This is a genomic window from Sphingobacterium sp. G1-14 (assembly GCF_002196555.1).
In the GTDB taxonomy this organism is placed as follows: domain Bacteria; phylum Bacteroidota; class Bacteroidia; order Sphingobacteriales; family Sphingobacteriaceae; genus Sphingobacterium; species Sphingobacterium siyangense.
This window is the reverse complement of sequence record NZ_CP021381.1, coordinates 2,702,688-2,718,915: the sequence shown is the minus strand read 5'-3', so window position 1 is coordinate 2,718,915 and position 16,228 is coordinate 2,702,688. Positions and strand designations below refer to the sequence as shown.

The window sequence follows — 16,228 nt, the reverse complement described above, 5'->3', positions numbered from 1 at the left end:
GTATGTCTTCCCTTTCCAAGAAGAGCTTTACAAGCATCACATAAATTTAGATGATTTACTTCCATAGTTTATTGATTCTTAAAGTTTAGAATCGGCAGTTCTGCTGCCTAATCTTTTTTAGATTAGGCATTAATAAAATAAGATGAAATATTACTCACTTTCCTAAGCTGTTCATTTATATGATTGACTGAACAGCCCTCTATTATAAGGTACTCTATATGCAAATCTAAATATTCATTGAATCCCACAAAATTTTTATTAGCCTCTAAAATTGCTCCTTGTGCAGCTTCAATATTAGAATAGTTAATTGCAAATTTGTGATCTCCGTTATATGAATTAGAGATTAATCTTCTTAAATCAGGGTGCTTTTTCATTTTTATTTAGTTTCGTATATTTTAAATTCCAATCAAATAGATAATATAAATGTGAAATTCGTTGTCTTACAATTTGACACTTCTCTCGCTCAACAAGAGTAGTACTATACGTACCTCATTTCTCCGACAGCTAAGATTGGACTTTTCTAATTTACATTTGTAATTGTTAATCCAATTGATTAAGATCGTCGAATTGGGTAGTCCATACTTTCTTGCTGCTTGTTCTGTTGACACATTTTTATAAAGCACCAGCTCTACTAATTTCTCTTAAAATTCTTCTTCGAATTCAAATCTTGATAAGGCTTATTCATTCATGTTTCCTTTACGTTTTTAACCAAAGCTGTAAAGCTATAGACGTATAAGACCAAGAATTAATGGCGTCAATTTACAACAAAAGTTCCCGTATATGCCCGATAAGTTTGCAGTGGAGAGGTATCAACTATTTCGAATCCATATCGTCCTTGTGGTAGATTGATCGGAAGCTGGTTATTGTAATCGTTTATGGTATATATAGTTTGGAAATCATCATAAACTCTAAGTCTCCATTTTCCATTCCTCAAATTATCAAATGCGAGTTTCTCATTACTCCCCTTTTGAAATACCAATTTTTCTACGCCAATATCTTCATAATCAGTTTCAACCCAAAGGCTATTGCCGGTAGCACCAAGTTGCTTTAATACTGGATCCGATAGAATTAAAGTTGCACCAGAATTTACCTCAATTTCAGAAAGTCCACCAATTACATAAGTACGAACAAGTGCACCATTTACAACGTTACGAACATATATTATTGAACCAATTGGCGCGTTAATATGTTTTGTTGTAAGCATGTTTTTCATACCATAATCTTCCCAATTCTTGTTATCTAAATACTTTATGGCATATTCTATGGAAGGCAAAGGGGTAAAGTTGTCTGGGTTTCCACTAAATCCACATGGTATATTTTCTGGAAGTTCCGCTAGTTTCGTTCCAGGATTAGAGAAATCAAACATCACATCCTGTATTGCACCCCGGACCGGAATGTCATTTAATTTTTCTCGAATTTCGCTAGGCAATTTATCGAAATCCACAATGTTTCCCCATTGATTATAGATAGTATTATTCCTAAAATAATAATCACCTCCCTGATTATCCGATAATTTTATATCAGAACTTGTGAATTGATCCTTTTTTACTACAGGTTCACTCAGTTTCCTTTGATCCTGACTATTAGTCTCTGCAATTTTAGTAATTATTCCACCATCAGTTCCCAAGTAAGTAAATAGCATTGCGGGGTAAATGGTAAGTTGATTTCCAATATTATCACTTATTGCCCAACTCACAACAAACTTATCGTGAAATAGCCCCATTGCATTCATACCTGGGACTTTTGCAACAGTCCTCATTAAAGTTGACTGGTCAGATGCAGAGTACCATTTAATTCCTTTTTCCAAAATTATAGGTTTTCCATTTCTATCAAATGTTGTTCCCATTCCTACATGACTTGCATTACGGTCTAGCTTAGACGCATCAAATACCTGATTTCCATCTGAATCCGTGTAATAAGCGTTTCTAAGTGTATTACAGGTCGGGTCATTTAAAGAAATACAATAGGGATCTTTAGTAGCGGGTGAGGCTTCTAAAGGATGCCCCACATAATTCTGATATAAATCCTGAACTAATACCATACCTCCACCAAGAATAAAGCCTCTTTTAATATCTTCTTCCGAGCCACCACTTGCTGCAATAGCCAATCCACCGACGGTTCCCGCCAATACAGATTTCTGAACCATATCTTTTATTTCTATACCGTTCATTTCCCCGACGCCTTTAAGAGCCGAACTTGTTAATCCGGTTATAATCCCAGCTCTAAATGCCAGTTCCGCATTACCCCCAGAAACTTTGTAAGTTTGCCAAGCAGCATAGGCAGCAGCCCCCCCCGGGACCTCCATAAACGCTGGCCGCGGTAGCGGCGGCTGTATTTAAATATTTACTTTGCTGTGTCGCCATAAAAGCAGCCTCTTCTTTAACCGTTAGAGGATCCAAAGCAGCATGAAATACAGCATCAAGAAACTTTCCTTCTCGGATCCTCTGTTCTGTTGATTTTGCTATTTCTAAAGTTCCATTAATATTTGTTGTCGTATATTTTTCAATCGCTTTGAATATATCTACTGTATTCGATCCAACCCGGCCTGTTTCTTCAACAATATTTTTACCTGCTCTACCTGATTCTCTCGAAGCATCCTGAAGCCCCTTTTCAATAGTTCTTCTTGCATCATCAGCGGCTTTTCCGGTTGCTTTACCTAAATCGTGGATTGCAATTCCTGATGTTTTATTAATGTCCTGAACACCTTTTTCCACACTTCTGCTAACATTTCTAACTGCTTTTTCACCCGATTTAAGTATTTTCCTTAGTGAAAATTGTGCTTGAGCAGTAATTGTTAAACATATTAGAAGTATGCATAATTGGACAATTTTTTTCATAAATATTTGTTTTTAAACGCGGCTGTCGGGTTTGCGTTCGTCGGTCTTAATTTTTTCTTTTTGAGTAGTAGTTAAAATACTCTTAAGGCATATTTCATTTCTTTTTCTTAAATACCCCTCCACCGTCATCGAATGTGTCTGCAATATGCCCCTCGATTCCCATTGAATTTAAAATTTCAGTACTGCGATATTATATGGACAGGAATTAATACCGAACTATCATATTTGTCATTGGGGAACGCGCTTTTTCAAAATTGTTGATGTATAAAGTTGCAACAGCGAATAAAGAATATGACTGAACCCCATTAGTTGGAATTAAATTTAAAGCATAATAAGGAATTACAAATGTTTTAGTACCAGTTTGTGCAGGATCATTAAGAACCGGCAAAACAGGGCTTCCAACAGCAACGGAACCATGAATGTCACGAAACGTAGGCTCATAAATGTTTGCCTGAAGCGGTTTGCCATCTGGCATGAGGAACCTAATAACAATTTGTGCGGAGGAACCTCTGGCATTAATAATTGAGCCCGGCACTGAAATAGCCATTCCTGGATATTGAGCACCATTAATATTAACAGGGACATTGTGCGTTACATTCAATATATTTAGCGAGGCACTGATATTGGCTGAGGGAACTGGAGCTGGAATATCAATAACTGGATTGATAGAAGGATTTGGAGTAACAGGTGATACCGGATTTATTGTGGTAGGGTCATTAACTACAATGTCCTGAGCAGAATATGCTTCTCTTACCCGGTTTTTAAATGCTGTATAAGATATCCAACCAAACCCTCCATCTCCCCATTGGGTACCCCAGGAATTTATTACTTTAAATGCACCTTTATGATCATCATATCCTACCACCACCATCGCATGTCCTCCTTTTTCATTCCCAGAAGAGTAATGGTAAATATTTCCCCCTCTCAGTGCTTGAAAACCTTCATCAATCATCATTCCAATTACAACTGGAAATCCACTTGCAATATGGCTTTTTACATCTACTTGATTTTCTAAAGGGACAGTCCTCCATTCTGCAATCGCATAAGGTTTTGCATTATTTTTTTCGGAACTGGAAGGCATCCTTAAACAATTGAATTCGTCGTAGGGAAACTGATTATATGGAACAACACCTTCTTGCTTTATTAAATCAAGAGCTCGATCAATATACGAACCACTACCACAGCCACTTAACTTAATTTGATTATAAATGTAGGATGGTGAAAATATTTGAGAATAATCTGTAGGTTTGCGCCTTTTCTCTACTGCCTCTTGATAAGATTTCAAAGCATAACAAACCGCCCAAGCAACACAAGAAGATTGTGCGCCTTGATCTCCAGGTTGCGGAAACCACTCAGATAGATCTTTACTTTCGGGGAGATTTCCCATCATGGCAGTTGAAGCCAAAGGAATTTTTTTATATTCACTTTCGGACAAGAAAACTAGCCCCTGCCCTACACTTTCGCCCCTGTACAAAAGTAATGCAACCAAAAAGATAAATGTTATCGAGAATATTCTACTTCTTTGATTTTTTTTCATAATGAATAAAATGGTTAATGATCAATTGGGCTTGAACTACGTAAAAGTAATTAACAAAACTCTAAAATCATAATCCATTTATTGAATACTTTAATAAATGGATTATAACTATTAATTTTCGCTTACAATCATTCTAAATAAAACACTATAGAAATTCTTTACCTTTAATTTTGTACAAATTATTTTGGTACATTTTAAAATCGCAATATGATTAACCTATATAGAGTCTTTACACTATGTAGGAAGTTGTTTAGAAACAATTACATTGTACTACATTTCTCATACGTGCCCTTCTAAAGGAGGATCCGGAAGTGGAAGTGGAAGTGGGTCTGGAAATAACTCAGGGGGTCCCCCCTACGGCGGGGGTGGCGGGGGTGGTGATAATGGTAGTGGACAATCTAGTTCTCAGGATGAATCGCCGAACACTTACTTATGGAGAATTCGTCTTGCGGATGGAAATTATGCACAATGGCTTAGTCCATTACAACCATGGGATATTATCGTAAATGGTGTTGAAGTTGCTAATCCTGATGCATAACTGCCATTACTACACTTTTGGCCCGGAGTATGCTACAGGAACGGCAGCAGATATGGGGCGACCTAAATGGGTTTATAGTATAGGATTACCAACTTCGGAATGGATGAAGGTCACTGGAGATGTTCAGGCAGGTGATGTAGTCATGTATAATGGTGTCACTCCAGATGGAACAAGTCACGGTTTATTGCATTCAGGAAAAGTAATTGAAGCAATAAATGGAAAAGCGTCTTTAATCAGTAGTAAAATGGGTGAATATGAAATAATAAGCCATCATCCAAGGGATGTTCCTCCTGAATATGGATCAACGAACCCGACTTACACATTTGGAGGTGAAACATATCAATCAAGAGTTTATTATAGAAAAAAATAAATATAATATGAAATCAGTTATAACATTCGCATTTTTGATACTATTTCAAATGGCGTTTTCCCAAATTAAAGGTAATAATAAGTTTGAATTAGAAATTAGTAAATTGATTACGGCGAAGCATCAATATGAAAAGATAAAAGGATATGCGGCAAAACGTCCCGAAATTTATAATAGACAAAAAGATTCTTGCTACAATTCTTATATTGGATATATAAAGAAGCTCAAGTCTAATTCAAATGCATACAAACAGTATATCGATAATGCGATTAAAAGCGCTGAGTTGGAGAAGGAATTGCTTTTTTATACATATGTAAATAAGAATGTGCCCTTTGATCCCAATAAATATACGATTTCCAAACTCGATTTATATCGAGTGATTAACCATTATTTATTTGTTCTTAACGAAAATGTCCTACCTGAGAATTTGGAAGACATCCAGATTTCGATAAAAAAGAACCGAAAAAAAGGCTTCAAACTTCAGACCGAAAAGGATATTGTTACAGAAATTCGAAGAAAATAATATTAGGAACAAAATTTTTGGGATTTAATATTTCATAAAAAATAATCATATCGAAATGAAAAGAGCTGAAAGTACTAAAATTTTGAAATTTTCTATCGTAGGATTATCTGGTGCTATGATAGATATTTCAGCTACATATTTTTTTAAAGAATTTCTAGAATTTAATATTTACATTTCACACATAGTGGGATTTTGTATTGCAGTGACAAATAACTTTTACTGGAACAAAGCTTGGACTTTTGATAACAAGGATAATTTTACTAAGCAATTTATCGCTTTTTTCCTAACTTCATTAGTAGGATTATCATTAAGTACTGTAGCGATCTATGCTTTCAGCGATTTATTATATCTAAATTTCTACTTTTCTAAGATTTTAGCGATTGCAACATCTGCTATTTGGAATTACGTAATAAACCGCTTTTGGGTTTTTAACAATAAGGATTTAAGGGCTGCGAATAATAAAATACTTGTATAAACAATACTTGATCTTTACAATTATTTGGCGATGATGAAATGGTAGGCTTACCCTACTAATAATTTTCCGGAACAGCATTTTTAGCATTCGCTCCAAATGACAGTTATGAAAAATTTGAACGAAAAGTTTACACACTTCAGGTATAAGGAAGATCCTGGAGATTTATTCCGTGGTACTGTGATTGTACCACTACCCTATCCTTATAAAGACCAAGAGAATTTTTGGATTTGGTTTCACCCTTGTTTTCAAACAAGTCAGGATGTAGCAGACTTAAATGATCTTTACAAGTATCTGGATGGATATATATGGGCTAACTTACAATTAAGATCGGACTGCCCGGGGATACGAAAAGCAAAAAGCACCTTAGTAAACTAAGGTGCTAGTTATATGTGGCCTTCGATTAAAATAACGAAGTCTGCGCCGTATCACTCCCCAATGGTGGTAATCCCTCCCAATCAAATTGCTCATAACGGTGTTTACCATCGGGTCGGTTTGGATATCCTCTCAAGGTATACACTGGATAATGTTTCAACTTTTCATTGGGCATCTCAAATCGAAAAATCGGTGGCATATTCTCTTCGTTAATATCCTCGATCCACTGACGCTCGAGATCCTCAGGCAAAAACAAAGGCATACGATGTTTATTGGGACCGTCATTATGGATATTGGCCATCACTTCATTGGCGGCGCGCGTAAGCATACCAAAAGATCCTACACGTTCAACCACACCATCCTCATCCACCGTCTCATGCCACTGGTACAGACCTGGTAAATAGAATAGCTCTCTTCCCGCTTCACCGATGAAATAAGGGACTTTCTTTTTCCAGCCCTTTACAGCTCTATGCTCAAAGGTACCACTCACAGGGATAAGGCAACGTTGCTTGCGCAAACGGTACCAATAGGACTTTTTATCTTCCAGGATACGTTCGCTACGCACATTAATCATATTGCGCCTGCGATCGGCCTGCAGTTTGGGATCGTCAATATAGGTAGGCAATACCCCCCACTCCATCTCGGTCAAGGCCAGCTGGCTTGAGTCCTTGTCCTTATACAGGATCGGATATTTGGGAAAGGTAATGGCCTGCACGTTTTCCAGATAGTCATAATTGTAATCCAATTGACGGCGCTCGTCCCGCAATTGCGGAAAGGTCTTTTTGATAATCTCAATATCGGTATGGAGGCTAATATCCCAGCACATAATGGTATCCTTTTTTGTTTGGCTTTGATACGAATATACGCAATTTGTGCTGTAAATACGGATTGCCCTAGGACAAGAAAATGGCTGCTTTCTGGTTCGGACCGGATCTGATTACCGAAGGATCTCGATAGCAAATACTTTCTTTTTGGTCTGTCCATCGCTAATGGTAGCTACTACCCGACCATATGCTAAGGAGAATAGGATATCGATTGGATTTTTGCGCTCAAACCTGGTCTTGGTACGCAGGTAATTGACAATATTTTTTTCATACAGCTTGAGCATACGCTTATCCCAATTCTCCTCCTTGATGCGATTGAGAAAAATACGATAGCCTGATCCTGTTTCCAACAAGCTTTCGATCTTATCGGCATCCTGCGGCAGCTGCAAAGCCCTTCCCTCCTTTGCCCCCAGTTGATGGGCATGCTGATCGGCGGCTTCTTTATCATCATACGACGTGAGCAGAAAGCCTGTCTTTTCCTTGACATCGGGCCACTCAAAACGCTGCAGCACAAAGTCGGCGTAGCCCGACTCGACGAGCTCGCAAAACGAACTTTTGGTGATTTGTTCAAAGGGATTGTACAGCATAGGACTAAGATAGGATTTATATCCTAAAAAAGGCCGGAATAAACCAGCCCTGATATATATAGTTATGATCCCAATAATGGGATAGTCGGTTTCAAAAAAATGCTGGCCTAACAAGTGCAAATCAAGCCAGCAAAAGCAATCTTCTCATTTTTCGACTAAAGGACAACAGAAATATAAAATTCGTTTGAAAAAATAAAAAAAACCTTGAGGAGGGGGATCTCAAGGTTTTTACTACCTGTTATTAACTAATTTATGAAAGTATGGATATAACAATGGTTGATTTGCTTTCGTTTGATCTTTTATAAAAAGGTTGAGTTCGTATTCCCTGCTTCACAATTATTTTATTTAAATGAGAGCTTATTCAAAATGGTATTGTCTAAGACCAACTTAACCTATAAAAAAGAAAAAGGCCACTTAGACAGTATCCAAGTGACCTTAAAATCTTATATTGTAATCTGTTTTATTTTCCTTTAGCCTTCTCTGCCTCGATCTGCTTTACAAACTCTACAGTGACGTTCGTTAATTCGGCTATCTCCGATATCGAAAATTTATTCGAAGACAAAAGATTTTTTATTACTTCCGCCTTTCCTTCGGCTTTTCCCTCAGCCATTGCTTTTTCGCTCGCTCGTTTCAATTGCTCCTCCTGACTACTTCGGATACTCTCGGCATCCCATTTATTCCTTAAACTTACGTTGTACATCTCTCGTTCCTCCGGTTTTAGTTTGCTATACTCTGCTAACTGAAATAACTTCTCAAAAATAGGCTTACGCAAATAAGTGGAAAGTCCATTTAGCGAAGACATATTTTTGAGTACATAAAGCCAACGATCTAAATCATTAACTAACTCTGCCTCAGCTTTAACAAAGTTAACCAATTCCACATATATAAAGCCTAGATCGTCATAAAATATTTTACCATGATCTCGATAACATAAACAAATATCGTGCAGAAAATACTTCTCATCCCCCGCATCAGGCATTGCAAATCCATCCATCAGTACAATGATATAAACTTCACTAATTGCATAATTCCAAGCCCTTCGGTTGCCTTTGGGTGCCTGATCCGCTATCAATTTACTGCTGTAATAAAGCATGCGCTTTTTCAAATTATCCTGCGCCGTGCGCTGCACTTCAATAATAAAACGTTCGCCATTGTCTGCCGTACAGGTCAGATCAAAAATAACGGTACCGATATCCTCTGTATCCCCGACATGCTCATTTTTGTTATAATACAGGTCAGCAATAATCTTGCGTCCTCTAAACAGTTCGTTTAAGAAAGCGATCAGAAGATCTTTATTGGTATCTGATCCGAAAACTTTTTTAAATCCATAATCTGTTGTAATATCGATATATTTCGACTGTTTCAACTCACTCATAATACATTGTTTTTAAATTGGTTAACAATGCAAATATAAGTAAAAAAACATTTTAATACTAATATTTTTAGCATAAAAATATTAGTATGTATATGAATTAAAACAAGTTCCCCGATGAAGATCATTTCCGTCCTATTCACTCCTCGGATCGGGTTTTAGCGGCATCTTGCCACAGCGGATCACCTCAACGGAAGGGCAACCGTATTCCAGAACAACTTTGCCTTCAACCAAATAGATTCCTGCCCCACGGAGCGGATATTTGGCTAGGCTCTGCGGGAAATGGACGGTATCAAAAAATCGCCCCTCGGCATCGAGGAAAGTACCAAATTTCATCAGGTCGCCACGCTTGGTCTTCACGAATTTCTCACAAACAAAATCTCCCACCACACGTACTATCTTTCCTTCATGCAAATGGAGTTCCCGAGCGGCCATATCGCCCCGATGATCGCTTTTGGTAAGATCAAATAGCGTACCCGTTACGCAAAAGCCAATCAGCTCCATCTCGTCGTAATAATCCTCCAGGATATCTTCTTCCAAAGGCGGAAGAATAGGCTTGCGACTTTCGGTCTCAAAGAGCGCTATACCCGCTGTCACAGGCTTATGCCTGCTCATCATCAGATGAGCCGCCCACAGCAATTGCTTTTTCCCCGTCCCTGTAAAACGCAAGGCACCCACACGAATCAAAATAACGATCTGCTCAATACCCGTCTGTGTCCGTTTGACAAAGTTTTCTAGACTGGTGTACTTGCCATTGGCTTCGCGTTCCTCAATAATGCGATGAGCCAGTTTACCTTCCAAATTGAGCAGGCAGTCAAAACCCAGGTAAATGTCCTTACCCTGAATGGAGGTATTAAAGACCGACTGATTGACACAGGGCAGGCAGATATTGCCACCTGAAATTCGTGCTTCATTGACATAGACCTTACGATTGTAAAACCCGCCATAATTGTTGAGCACCGCAACCATAAACTCCAAAGGATAGTAGGTCTTGAGGAAAAGACTCTGATAACTCTCTACGGCAAAGGATGCTGAATGCGCCTTGTTAAAGGAATAACCGGCAAAACTCTCCATCTGCCGCCATATCTCGCGGCTAGTCTTCTCGTCATAGCCTTTGGCCTTACAGTTGGAAAAGAACTTATCCTCAATTTCGATCAGGTGGTCTTTGCTGCGATATTTGCCCGACATCATGCGCCGCAGCACATCGGCATCGGCCATATCGAGCCCGCCATAGGCATTGGCGATCTTCATCACATCTTCCTGATAAACCATCACGCCGTAGGTCTCTTCAAGCTGCTCCTTAAATACGGGATGTGGATAGACGACCGTCGTGGGGTCGTGATGCCGGCGGATATATTCGCCCATCATGCCCGAACTGGCCACACCGGGCCGAATAATGGATGAGGCAGCCACTAAAGTCAGGTAATCATCGCAACGCAACTTGGTGAGCAGCTGCCGCATCGCCGGACTCTCGATATAGAAGCAACCGATGGTATTGGCCGATTTGAGCTGGGCGGCAATATGGACATCCTGAAAGAAACGCTTGGGGTTATCGGTATCAATGACTACCCCCAAGTTTTCCCGCACAATGGTACGGCAATCTTTAATATGGCCGATGCCACGTTGCGAAAGGATATCGAACTTTTCAAAACCGATATCTTCGGCCACGTACATATCAAACTGCATGGTCGGCAATCCCTTGGGCGGATTGTCCATTGCTGAATAACAGGTCAATGGTTCCTCCGAGATCAGCACGCCACTGGCGTGTATGGTGCGTTGATTGGGGAAATCGGCCATGCGGTTGTACACGCTTAATATGGTGTTGGTTACTTCATTCTTGTTGAGCATATGCTCGGGTTCATGCACGAGTCGGTCGATCTCGGCCTTGGGCAGTCCGTACACCTTACCCAGCTCGCGCAGGATGCTGCGGGAACGAAAGGTGCTCATAGCGCCCATCAAGGCTGTATGACCGGTCTGATAACGGTTGAAGATATAATCGTACATTTCGTCACGCTCATTCCAGCTAAAGTCCACATCGAAATCAGGCGGACTCTTGCGCTTGGGATTGAGAAAACGCTCAAAGGGAAGCTTGAGCGCAATCGGGTCAACATCGGTGATCCCTAAGCAATAAGCAACAGCAGAATTGGCTCCTGAGCCACGGCCTACATAGTGAAAATTGCGGCCCCGTGCATAGCGACAGATATCGTCTGTAATCAGGAAATAACTGGAAAAACGCAGGTTTTCGATAATCTCAAGCTCCCGCTGGATACGTTCGGTCACGACCCGGTCATTGCGGCCATAGCGCCTGGTAAAGCCATCCATGCAGTACTTGTGCAAAAGCTGCTTATCGTTGTAGCGGTTACCGGTAAAGGTTGCTTTATTTTTGACGCTGGTAAAATCAAAGCTGAAAGAACACTGGCCTAGTATACGGTTGGTGTTGGCCAGCAATTGGGGCAAGTCGGAAAATAAGCGCATCAGCTTGACCCGAGGGATAAACACCTCGTCCTCGGCAGCTATCTGCTCATCGCCGAGCTGCGAGATCAGCAAGTTGTTATCAATCGCCCTCAACTGCCGATGTAAGGTATAATCGGCTTTTCGGAAACTGACTGGTGCGAGTATTACACAACGATCAAGAACCTTGCGGTCCATCAGTTGGGCCCGTGTGCGCTCGCTGGGCCGGATGCCGATGTATTCGAAATCCCGCAATGGAAAACCATTAAGCTTGCTAAAGGGATAGATGACAAAGACCTGCTCAAATTCGGGCGCACGCTCTGGTGTAGCGCGGTTTTCCAGATTGAGTTTGGTGCGGTATTCATTGATCTCACGAAAGCCCTGTTCGTTTTTGGCAATGGCGACAAAACAAAGCTGATCGCCGTTGCGGAATTCCATTCCCGCCAGTAAATTCAGTCCGGCAGCACGGCCCAGTTTGATAAAATCCAGCGATCCCGAGCTGTTATTAATATCGGTAAGCACGGCAGTGTCATAACCGCCGGCCAGCATGCCCGAAATAAGATCCTGCAGGCTGAGCGTGCCAAAACGCAGGCTATAATAGCTATGTAGATTTAAGAGCATGCTCCCCTCCTTTCTCCGGCAGCGGTGCACAGATGGCCTTCATCAGAAATTCAGCCCCATAGCGTTTTCGGATCTTGTCCATGGCCTGCATAAGGTTGACCTCCTCGGCACTGTCGTCAAAGAGATCGGTCTGATAGGAACCATAGATCAGACCGGAGAATTTGATCCCGATAAGCCTTATCAGCATCCTGCGGCTATAGAGTTTCTTGAAGAGTGCAAGTACCACATCGGTAAGCTTTCGATCCGAATTGGTATAACCGATTTGCAGCTGTTGGGTATGGGTATCGAAGTTGCTATAACGAATCTTGAGGGTAACGCAGCTCGTCAGCTTCTGCTCTTTGCGCAGATCGAAAGCGAGCATATCGACCATACTGATCAGCGTTCGGCGAAGGACATCCATATCGATGGTATCCTGCTGAAAGGTATTTTCTTTGGACATGGACTTTTGCTCCCGAAAAGGCAACACCAGGGAATCATCGAGCCCATTGGCTTTACGCCAGATGTTGATCCCGTTTTCCCCGAGGACCTTTTGCATGGTGAACACTTCCATCTGCTGTAAGGTTCCGATTTTGGAAATTCCCATATTTCGGAGCAAGGTAAAGGACTTCTCGCCTACCATGGGAATTTTACGGATGGATAGTGGTGCGAGGAAACCTTTTTCGGCACCGTTTTGTACCTGCTTTTCACCACAGGGTTTGGCGGTACCGGTGGCAATCTTGGAGACGGTCTTGTTGACCGACAGGCCAAAGCTAATGGGCAATCCAGTCTCTCGGATAATACGCTGGCGGAGTTCCTGTGTCCATTTCCAACAGCCAAAAAAGCGGTCCATACCGGAGACATCAAGGTAATGTTCGTCTATACTGGCTTTTTCGACGATGGGCGTTTCTTCTTCAATAATTTGTGTAACTATACCCGAATAATGACTGTACCGATCGTGATCGCCCCGTACGACCACCGCCTCTGGACACATGCGCAGCGCCAGCCGCATTGGCATAGCGGAATGCACGCCAAACTTGCGGGCCTCATAGGAACAAGATGCAACTACCCCGCGGTCACTACTTCCTCCTATGAGCACGGGTACTCCGATGAGCTTGCTGTTCTGCAAGCGCTCGACAGATACAAAAAATGTATCGAGATCACAATGTACTATACTCCTCTCCATGTTTTTTCAATTGTATCAAAGGCCCTGTATTGTCGCCTTTGATTTTTGGTAATTGCTGCATTCAAAATTACTAATATTATTAGCAAACAATCAACAGCGAGAAATGATTTAATTTTTATCACATTCATTGTCAGCGATATAATTTATAGTAAAGGATTGGCTTAAACTTCACTTACTTATGGCGGAAATGCGGTGCGCATGCCGTAAACCCATGAAAGGAAATCTGGAGCAACTGCTCGCTCAAACCAGCACAACTCCACTTTGGGAGGACGATTTATTGTCAATAGACGATGCGCGATTATTGGTGGTTACAGAAAGCGTACAAGATGATTGGATCGTGCTGGTAAAGCAGAAAAGGGAAAAATAAAAAGCCTCCCTTGTTAATCGTTAAGGGAGGTAATGCTTATTAGATGCCCGCCTTGGTTACATGTTAAGGGGCTTCGGCGGCTTTGAGCTAAAGCAAAAGACCTTACCTAATTACCTTATCATTGCTGTTATTGATTAGCCTTAGTATTGTTGCGAGCGGAAAGAACTCAAAAAAACAATAGAGCAATTCGAAGACTCTTCGACAGAGATTGATTCTAGTGAATTTAAAAATAATATCATTCCACCATACAACCTATTCTATTTAATCTTCATCACCTTCATTTAATGAATTATTCTTTCACCGTGAACATCACCGAACACCTAATGGTTTGACACATATTGATGTTGCATATACGTTATCTTTTGAGAAAAATACCCTTCATTGAGATGTGAATAGTTGTGTGCTATTATTTTTTGAACCAAAGTTGTTTTGGATGTGTTCCTTTAAAACACAGATTAATAATTGGTTAAATGTACACACATTCTAAAATATAAATTATGAAAGCAGCAGTATTCCATAAGCCCGGCGATATCAGGGTCGATAATGTACCTGACCCAGCTATACTTGACCCAAGAGACGTCATTCTAAAAGTAACCGCGACCGCAATATGTGGCTCCGATCTACATATTCTAAGCGGTGCAGTCCCGCAGAAGGAAAACCTGATCATGGGACACGAATTTATGGGCATCGTAGAGGAAGTGGGCTCAGAAATCACCAATCTAAAAAAAGGCGACCGTGTAGTAGTCCCCTTTCCGATCGCTTGCGGAAAATGTTTTTTCTGTACGCATGAAGCATCTCCTGCCTGCGAGAATTCAAACTTTAAACACTATGGTCCCAACGGGGATTTGATGGATCAAAAAGGTGGTGCACTCTTTGGCTATACTGATCTTTACGGAGGATATTCTGGCGGTCAGGCTGAATATGTACGCGTTCCTTATGCCGATATCAGTCCTCGGATTATTCCCGAACACCTGACTGATGAACAGGCTTTGTTTTTAACAGACATTTTTCCTACCGGATGGTCTGCGATTGATTGGGCAAATCTGAAAGGCGGTGAAACTGTTGCAATCTTTGGTTCGGGTCCTGTCGGCCTGATGGCTCAAAAAGCAGCATGGCTTAATGGTGCTGGTCGAGTTATCGCTATAGACCCACTGGACTATCGATTGGAGAAAGCGAAAGCAGTCAATAACGTTGAAATCCTAAACCCACATAAAGTAGATGTTATTCAGGCAATTCGTGAAATGACTGACGGAAGAGGAGCCGACGTGTGCGTAGATGCAGTAGGCTTTGAGCCCGAACGAAATTTTATGGATAAAGTAAAAGCAACGATAAATTTTGAAAAAGGGTCGATAAAAGTATTGGAAATGTGCTTTGAAGCGGTCAGACGAATGGGAACAGTATCGATCATGGGCGTATATGGTTCACCATACGATAATTTCCCACTATTCAGGATTTTTGATAAAGGTATCACCATTAAGCAGGGTCAAGCCCCTGTTCTTAACTATATTGACAAGCTTGTCAACCTCGTCAGCGAAAATAAAGTAGTTCTCGATGATATTATCACCCACACCATTCCGCTTACTGAAGCGGAGCATGGCTATAAAATCTTCAATGAGAAAGAAGACGATTGCGTTAAAGTAGTTTTGAAACCCTAAGATAAATTTGCGAGGAAAAATCACGAAAAACGAGCAGGCTTGCTGTAAACATTAAATGATTTTTCCTCGCGGTTTATCGTTCGGTTAATGCGGATAGGCCTTTTCGCAAATCGCTAAAATAGCTTCGCAAGTATTCCTTCAAAAGTTACCAAAATATTTTCTCCATATTTTTGCTGTGCTTTGGTCTACTTTCTCTTCAAGCGTGTAAGCTGTAATCCCCCCTTTAAAATTAGCTGCAGCACTTTCGATCTGGGACCACCCCATCTGCAAATATTTTTTGTAAATCAATCATACGCTTTAAGACGATACTAAATACTATATCAGATAATTAGAGTTTATTTCTATGCATTATTGAAGCTACAATAGTTCATTTATTTTTAAGTAATACCGCAAAGCTAGTTTTGGTAGACTTGTATCGATTTTCTATATTACCCCAATTTATAAACGGCTAAATCTATATTTGCTGTCGGCTTTTATAATTTATCAAAAATTTTCCCTTTAAGACAGAGTTGAATTCGTTGATACAAATAAACTGTGTAT

The 16,228-nt window shown here is 40.5% G+C and carries 17 protein-coding genes; 7 read left to right on the top strand and 10 right to left on the bottom strand.

Annotated elements, in window-relative coordinates:
- Positions 1 to 122: 122 nt before the first annotated feature.
- The 4 genes from CBM24_RS11340 to CBM24_RS11320 form a co-directional block, all read right to left on the bottom strand.
- Positions 123 to 374 (bottom strand): hypothetical protein, encoded by a 252-nt coding sequence (locus CBM24_RS11340; RefSeq protein ID WP_088161312.1) that lies wholly within the window; start codon positions 372 to 374, stop codon positions 123 to 125.
- Positions 375 to 754: 380 nt separating this feature from the next.
- The gene (locus tag CBM24_RS11330; protein WP_157698436.1) at positions 755 to 2,170 is read right to left on the bottom strand and encodes a hypothetical protein; all 1,416 of its coding nucleotides are present in this window, start codon (positions 2,168 to 2,170) and stop codon (positions 755 to 757) included.
- Between the two features lie 70 nt (positions 2,171 to 2,240).
- The gene (locus tag CBM24_RS11325) at positions 2,241 to 2,837 is read right to left on the bottom strand and encodes a hypothetical protein (RefSeq protein WP_088161309.1); all 597 of its coding nucleotides are present in this window, start codon (positions 2,835 to 2,837) and stop codon (positions 2,241 to 2,243) included.
- 205 nt (positions 2,838 to 3,042) lie between these two features.
- The gene (locus tag CBM24_RS11320; protein ID WP_088161308.1) at positions 3,043 to 4,374 is read right to left on the bottom strand and encodes a C1 family peptidase; all 1,332 of its coding nucleotides are present in this window, start codon (positions 4,372 to 4,374) and stop codon (positions 3,043 to 3,045) included.
- 265 nt (positions 4,375 to 4,639) lie between these two features.
- Here CBM24_RS11320 and CBM24_RS11315 point away from each other — a divergent pair, with 265 nt between their 5' ends.
- The 5 genes from CBM24_RS11315 to CBM24_RS11295 all read left to right on the top strand — a co-directional run bounded on the left by CBM24_RS11315 (position 4,640) and on the right by CBM24_RS11295 (position 6,652).
- Positions 4,640 to 4,912 carry a hypothetical protein gene (locus CBM24_RS11315; protein WP_088161307.1) on the top strand — a complete coding sequence of 91 codons (273 nt, stop codon included), beginning with the start codon at positions 4,640 to 4,642 and terminating at the stop codon, positions 4,910 to 4,912.
- Positions 4,905 to 5,282, top strand: a complete 378-nt coding sequence (locus CBM24_RS11310) for a hypothetical protein (RefSeq protein WP_088161306.1) — start codon at positions 4,905 to 4,907, stop codon at positions 5,280 to 5,282. The genes CBM24_RS11315 and CBM24_RS11310 overlap by 8 nt, the downstream gene beginning before the upstream one ends.
- Positions 5,283 to 5,289: 7 nt before the next feature.
- Entirely contained in the window at positions 5,290 to 5,802 is a 513-nt protein-coding gene (locus CBM24_RS11305) for a hypothetical protein (protein WP_157698435.1), read from the top strand.
- Between the two features lie 55 nt (positions 5,803 to 5,857).
- The gene (locus CBM24_RS11300) at positions 5,858 to 6,277 is read left to right on the top strand and encodes a GtrA family protein (protein ID WP_088161304.1); all 420 of its coding nucleotides are present in this window, start codon (positions 5,858 to 5,860) and stop codon (positions 6,275 to 6,277) included.
- Positions 6,278 to 6,382: 105 nt separating this feature from the next.
- Positions 6,383 to 6,652 (top strand): hypothetical protein, encoded by a 270-nt coding sequence (locus tag CBM24_RS11295; RefSeq protein ID WP_088161303.1) that lies wholly within the window; start codon positions 6,383 to 6,385, stop codon positions 6,650 to 6,652.
- A gap of 25 nt (positions 6,653 to 6,677) precedes the next feature.
- On the opposite strand, the gene CBM24_RS11290 is transcribed toward CBM24_RS11295, so the two are convergent.
- The 5 genes from CBM24_RS11290 to dinB all read right to left on the bottom strand — a co-directional run bounded on the left by CBM24_RS11290 (position 6,678) and on the right by dinB (position 13,666).
- Positions 6,678 to 7,475 carry an SOS response-associated peptidase gene (locus tag CBM24_RS11290; RefSeq protein WP_088161302.1) on the bottom strand — a complete coding sequence of 266 codons (798 nt, stop codon included), beginning with the start codon at positions 7,473 to 7,475 and terminating at the stop codon, positions 6,678 to 6,680.
- Between the two features lie 111 nt (positions 7,476 to 7,586).
- Positions 7,587 to 8,060, bottom strand: a complete 474-nt coding sequence (locus CBM24_RS11285; RefSeq protein WP_157698434.1) for a hypothetical protein — start codon at positions 8,058 to 8,060, stop codon at positions 7,587 to 7,589.
- A 460-nt stretch (positions 8,061 to 8,520) separates the two neighbouring features.
- On the bottom strand, positions 8,521 to 9,435 hold the full coding sequence (locus CBM24_RS11275) for an Rpn family recombination-promoting nuclease/putative transposase (RefSeq protein WP_088161299.1): 915 nt from the start codon (positions 9,433 to 9,435) through the stop codon (positions 8,521 to 8,523).
- 132 nt (positions 9,436 to 9,567) lie between these two features.
- The gene (locus tag CBM24_RS11270) at positions 9,568 to 12,504 is read right to left on the bottom strand and encodes a DNA polymerase III subunit alpha (protein WP_088161298.1); all 2,937 of its coding nucleotides are present in this window, start codon (positions 12,502 to 12,504) and stop codon (positions 9,568 to 9,570) included.
- On the bottom strand, positions 12,485 to 13,666 hold the full coding sequence (gene dinB / locus CBM24_RS11265; RefSeq protein WP_088161297.1) for a DNA polymerase IV: 1,182 nt from the start codon (positions 13,664 to 13,666) through the stop codon (positions 12,485 to 12,487). Before dinB ends, CBM24_RS11270 begins: the two co-directional genes overlap by 20 nt.
- A gap of 211 nt (positions 13,667 to 13,877) precedes the next feature.
- On the opposite strand from dinB, the gene CBM24_RS11260 reads away from it, so the two are divergent.
- Together CBM24_RS11260 and CBM24_RS11255 are read left to right on the top strand one after the other, a co-directional pair.
- On the top strand, positions 13,878 to 14,033 hold the full coding sequence (locus tag CBM24_RS11260) for a hypothetical protein (RefSeq protein WP_157698433.1): 156 nt from the start codon (positions 13,878 to 13,880) through the stop codon (positions 14,031 to 14,033).
- A 497-nt stretch (positions 14,034 to 14,530) separates the two neighbouring features.
- Entirely contained in the window at positions 14,531 to 15,688 is a 1,158-nt protein-coding gene (locus CBM24_RS11255; protein ID WP_088161295.1) for a zinc-dependent alcohol dehydrogenase, read from the top strand.
- A gap of 138 nt (positions 15,689 to 15,826) precedes the next feature.
- On the opposite strand, the gene CBM24_RS27905 is transcribed toward CBM24_RS11255, so the two are convergent.
- On the bottom strand, positions 15,827 to 15,952 hold the full coding sequence (locus CBM24_RS27905; RefSeq protein ID WP_262507993.1) for a hypothetical protein: 126 nt from the start codon (positions 15,950 to 15,952) through the stop codon (positions 15,827 to 15,829).
- Positions 15,953 to 16,228 lie beyond the last annotated feature (276 nt).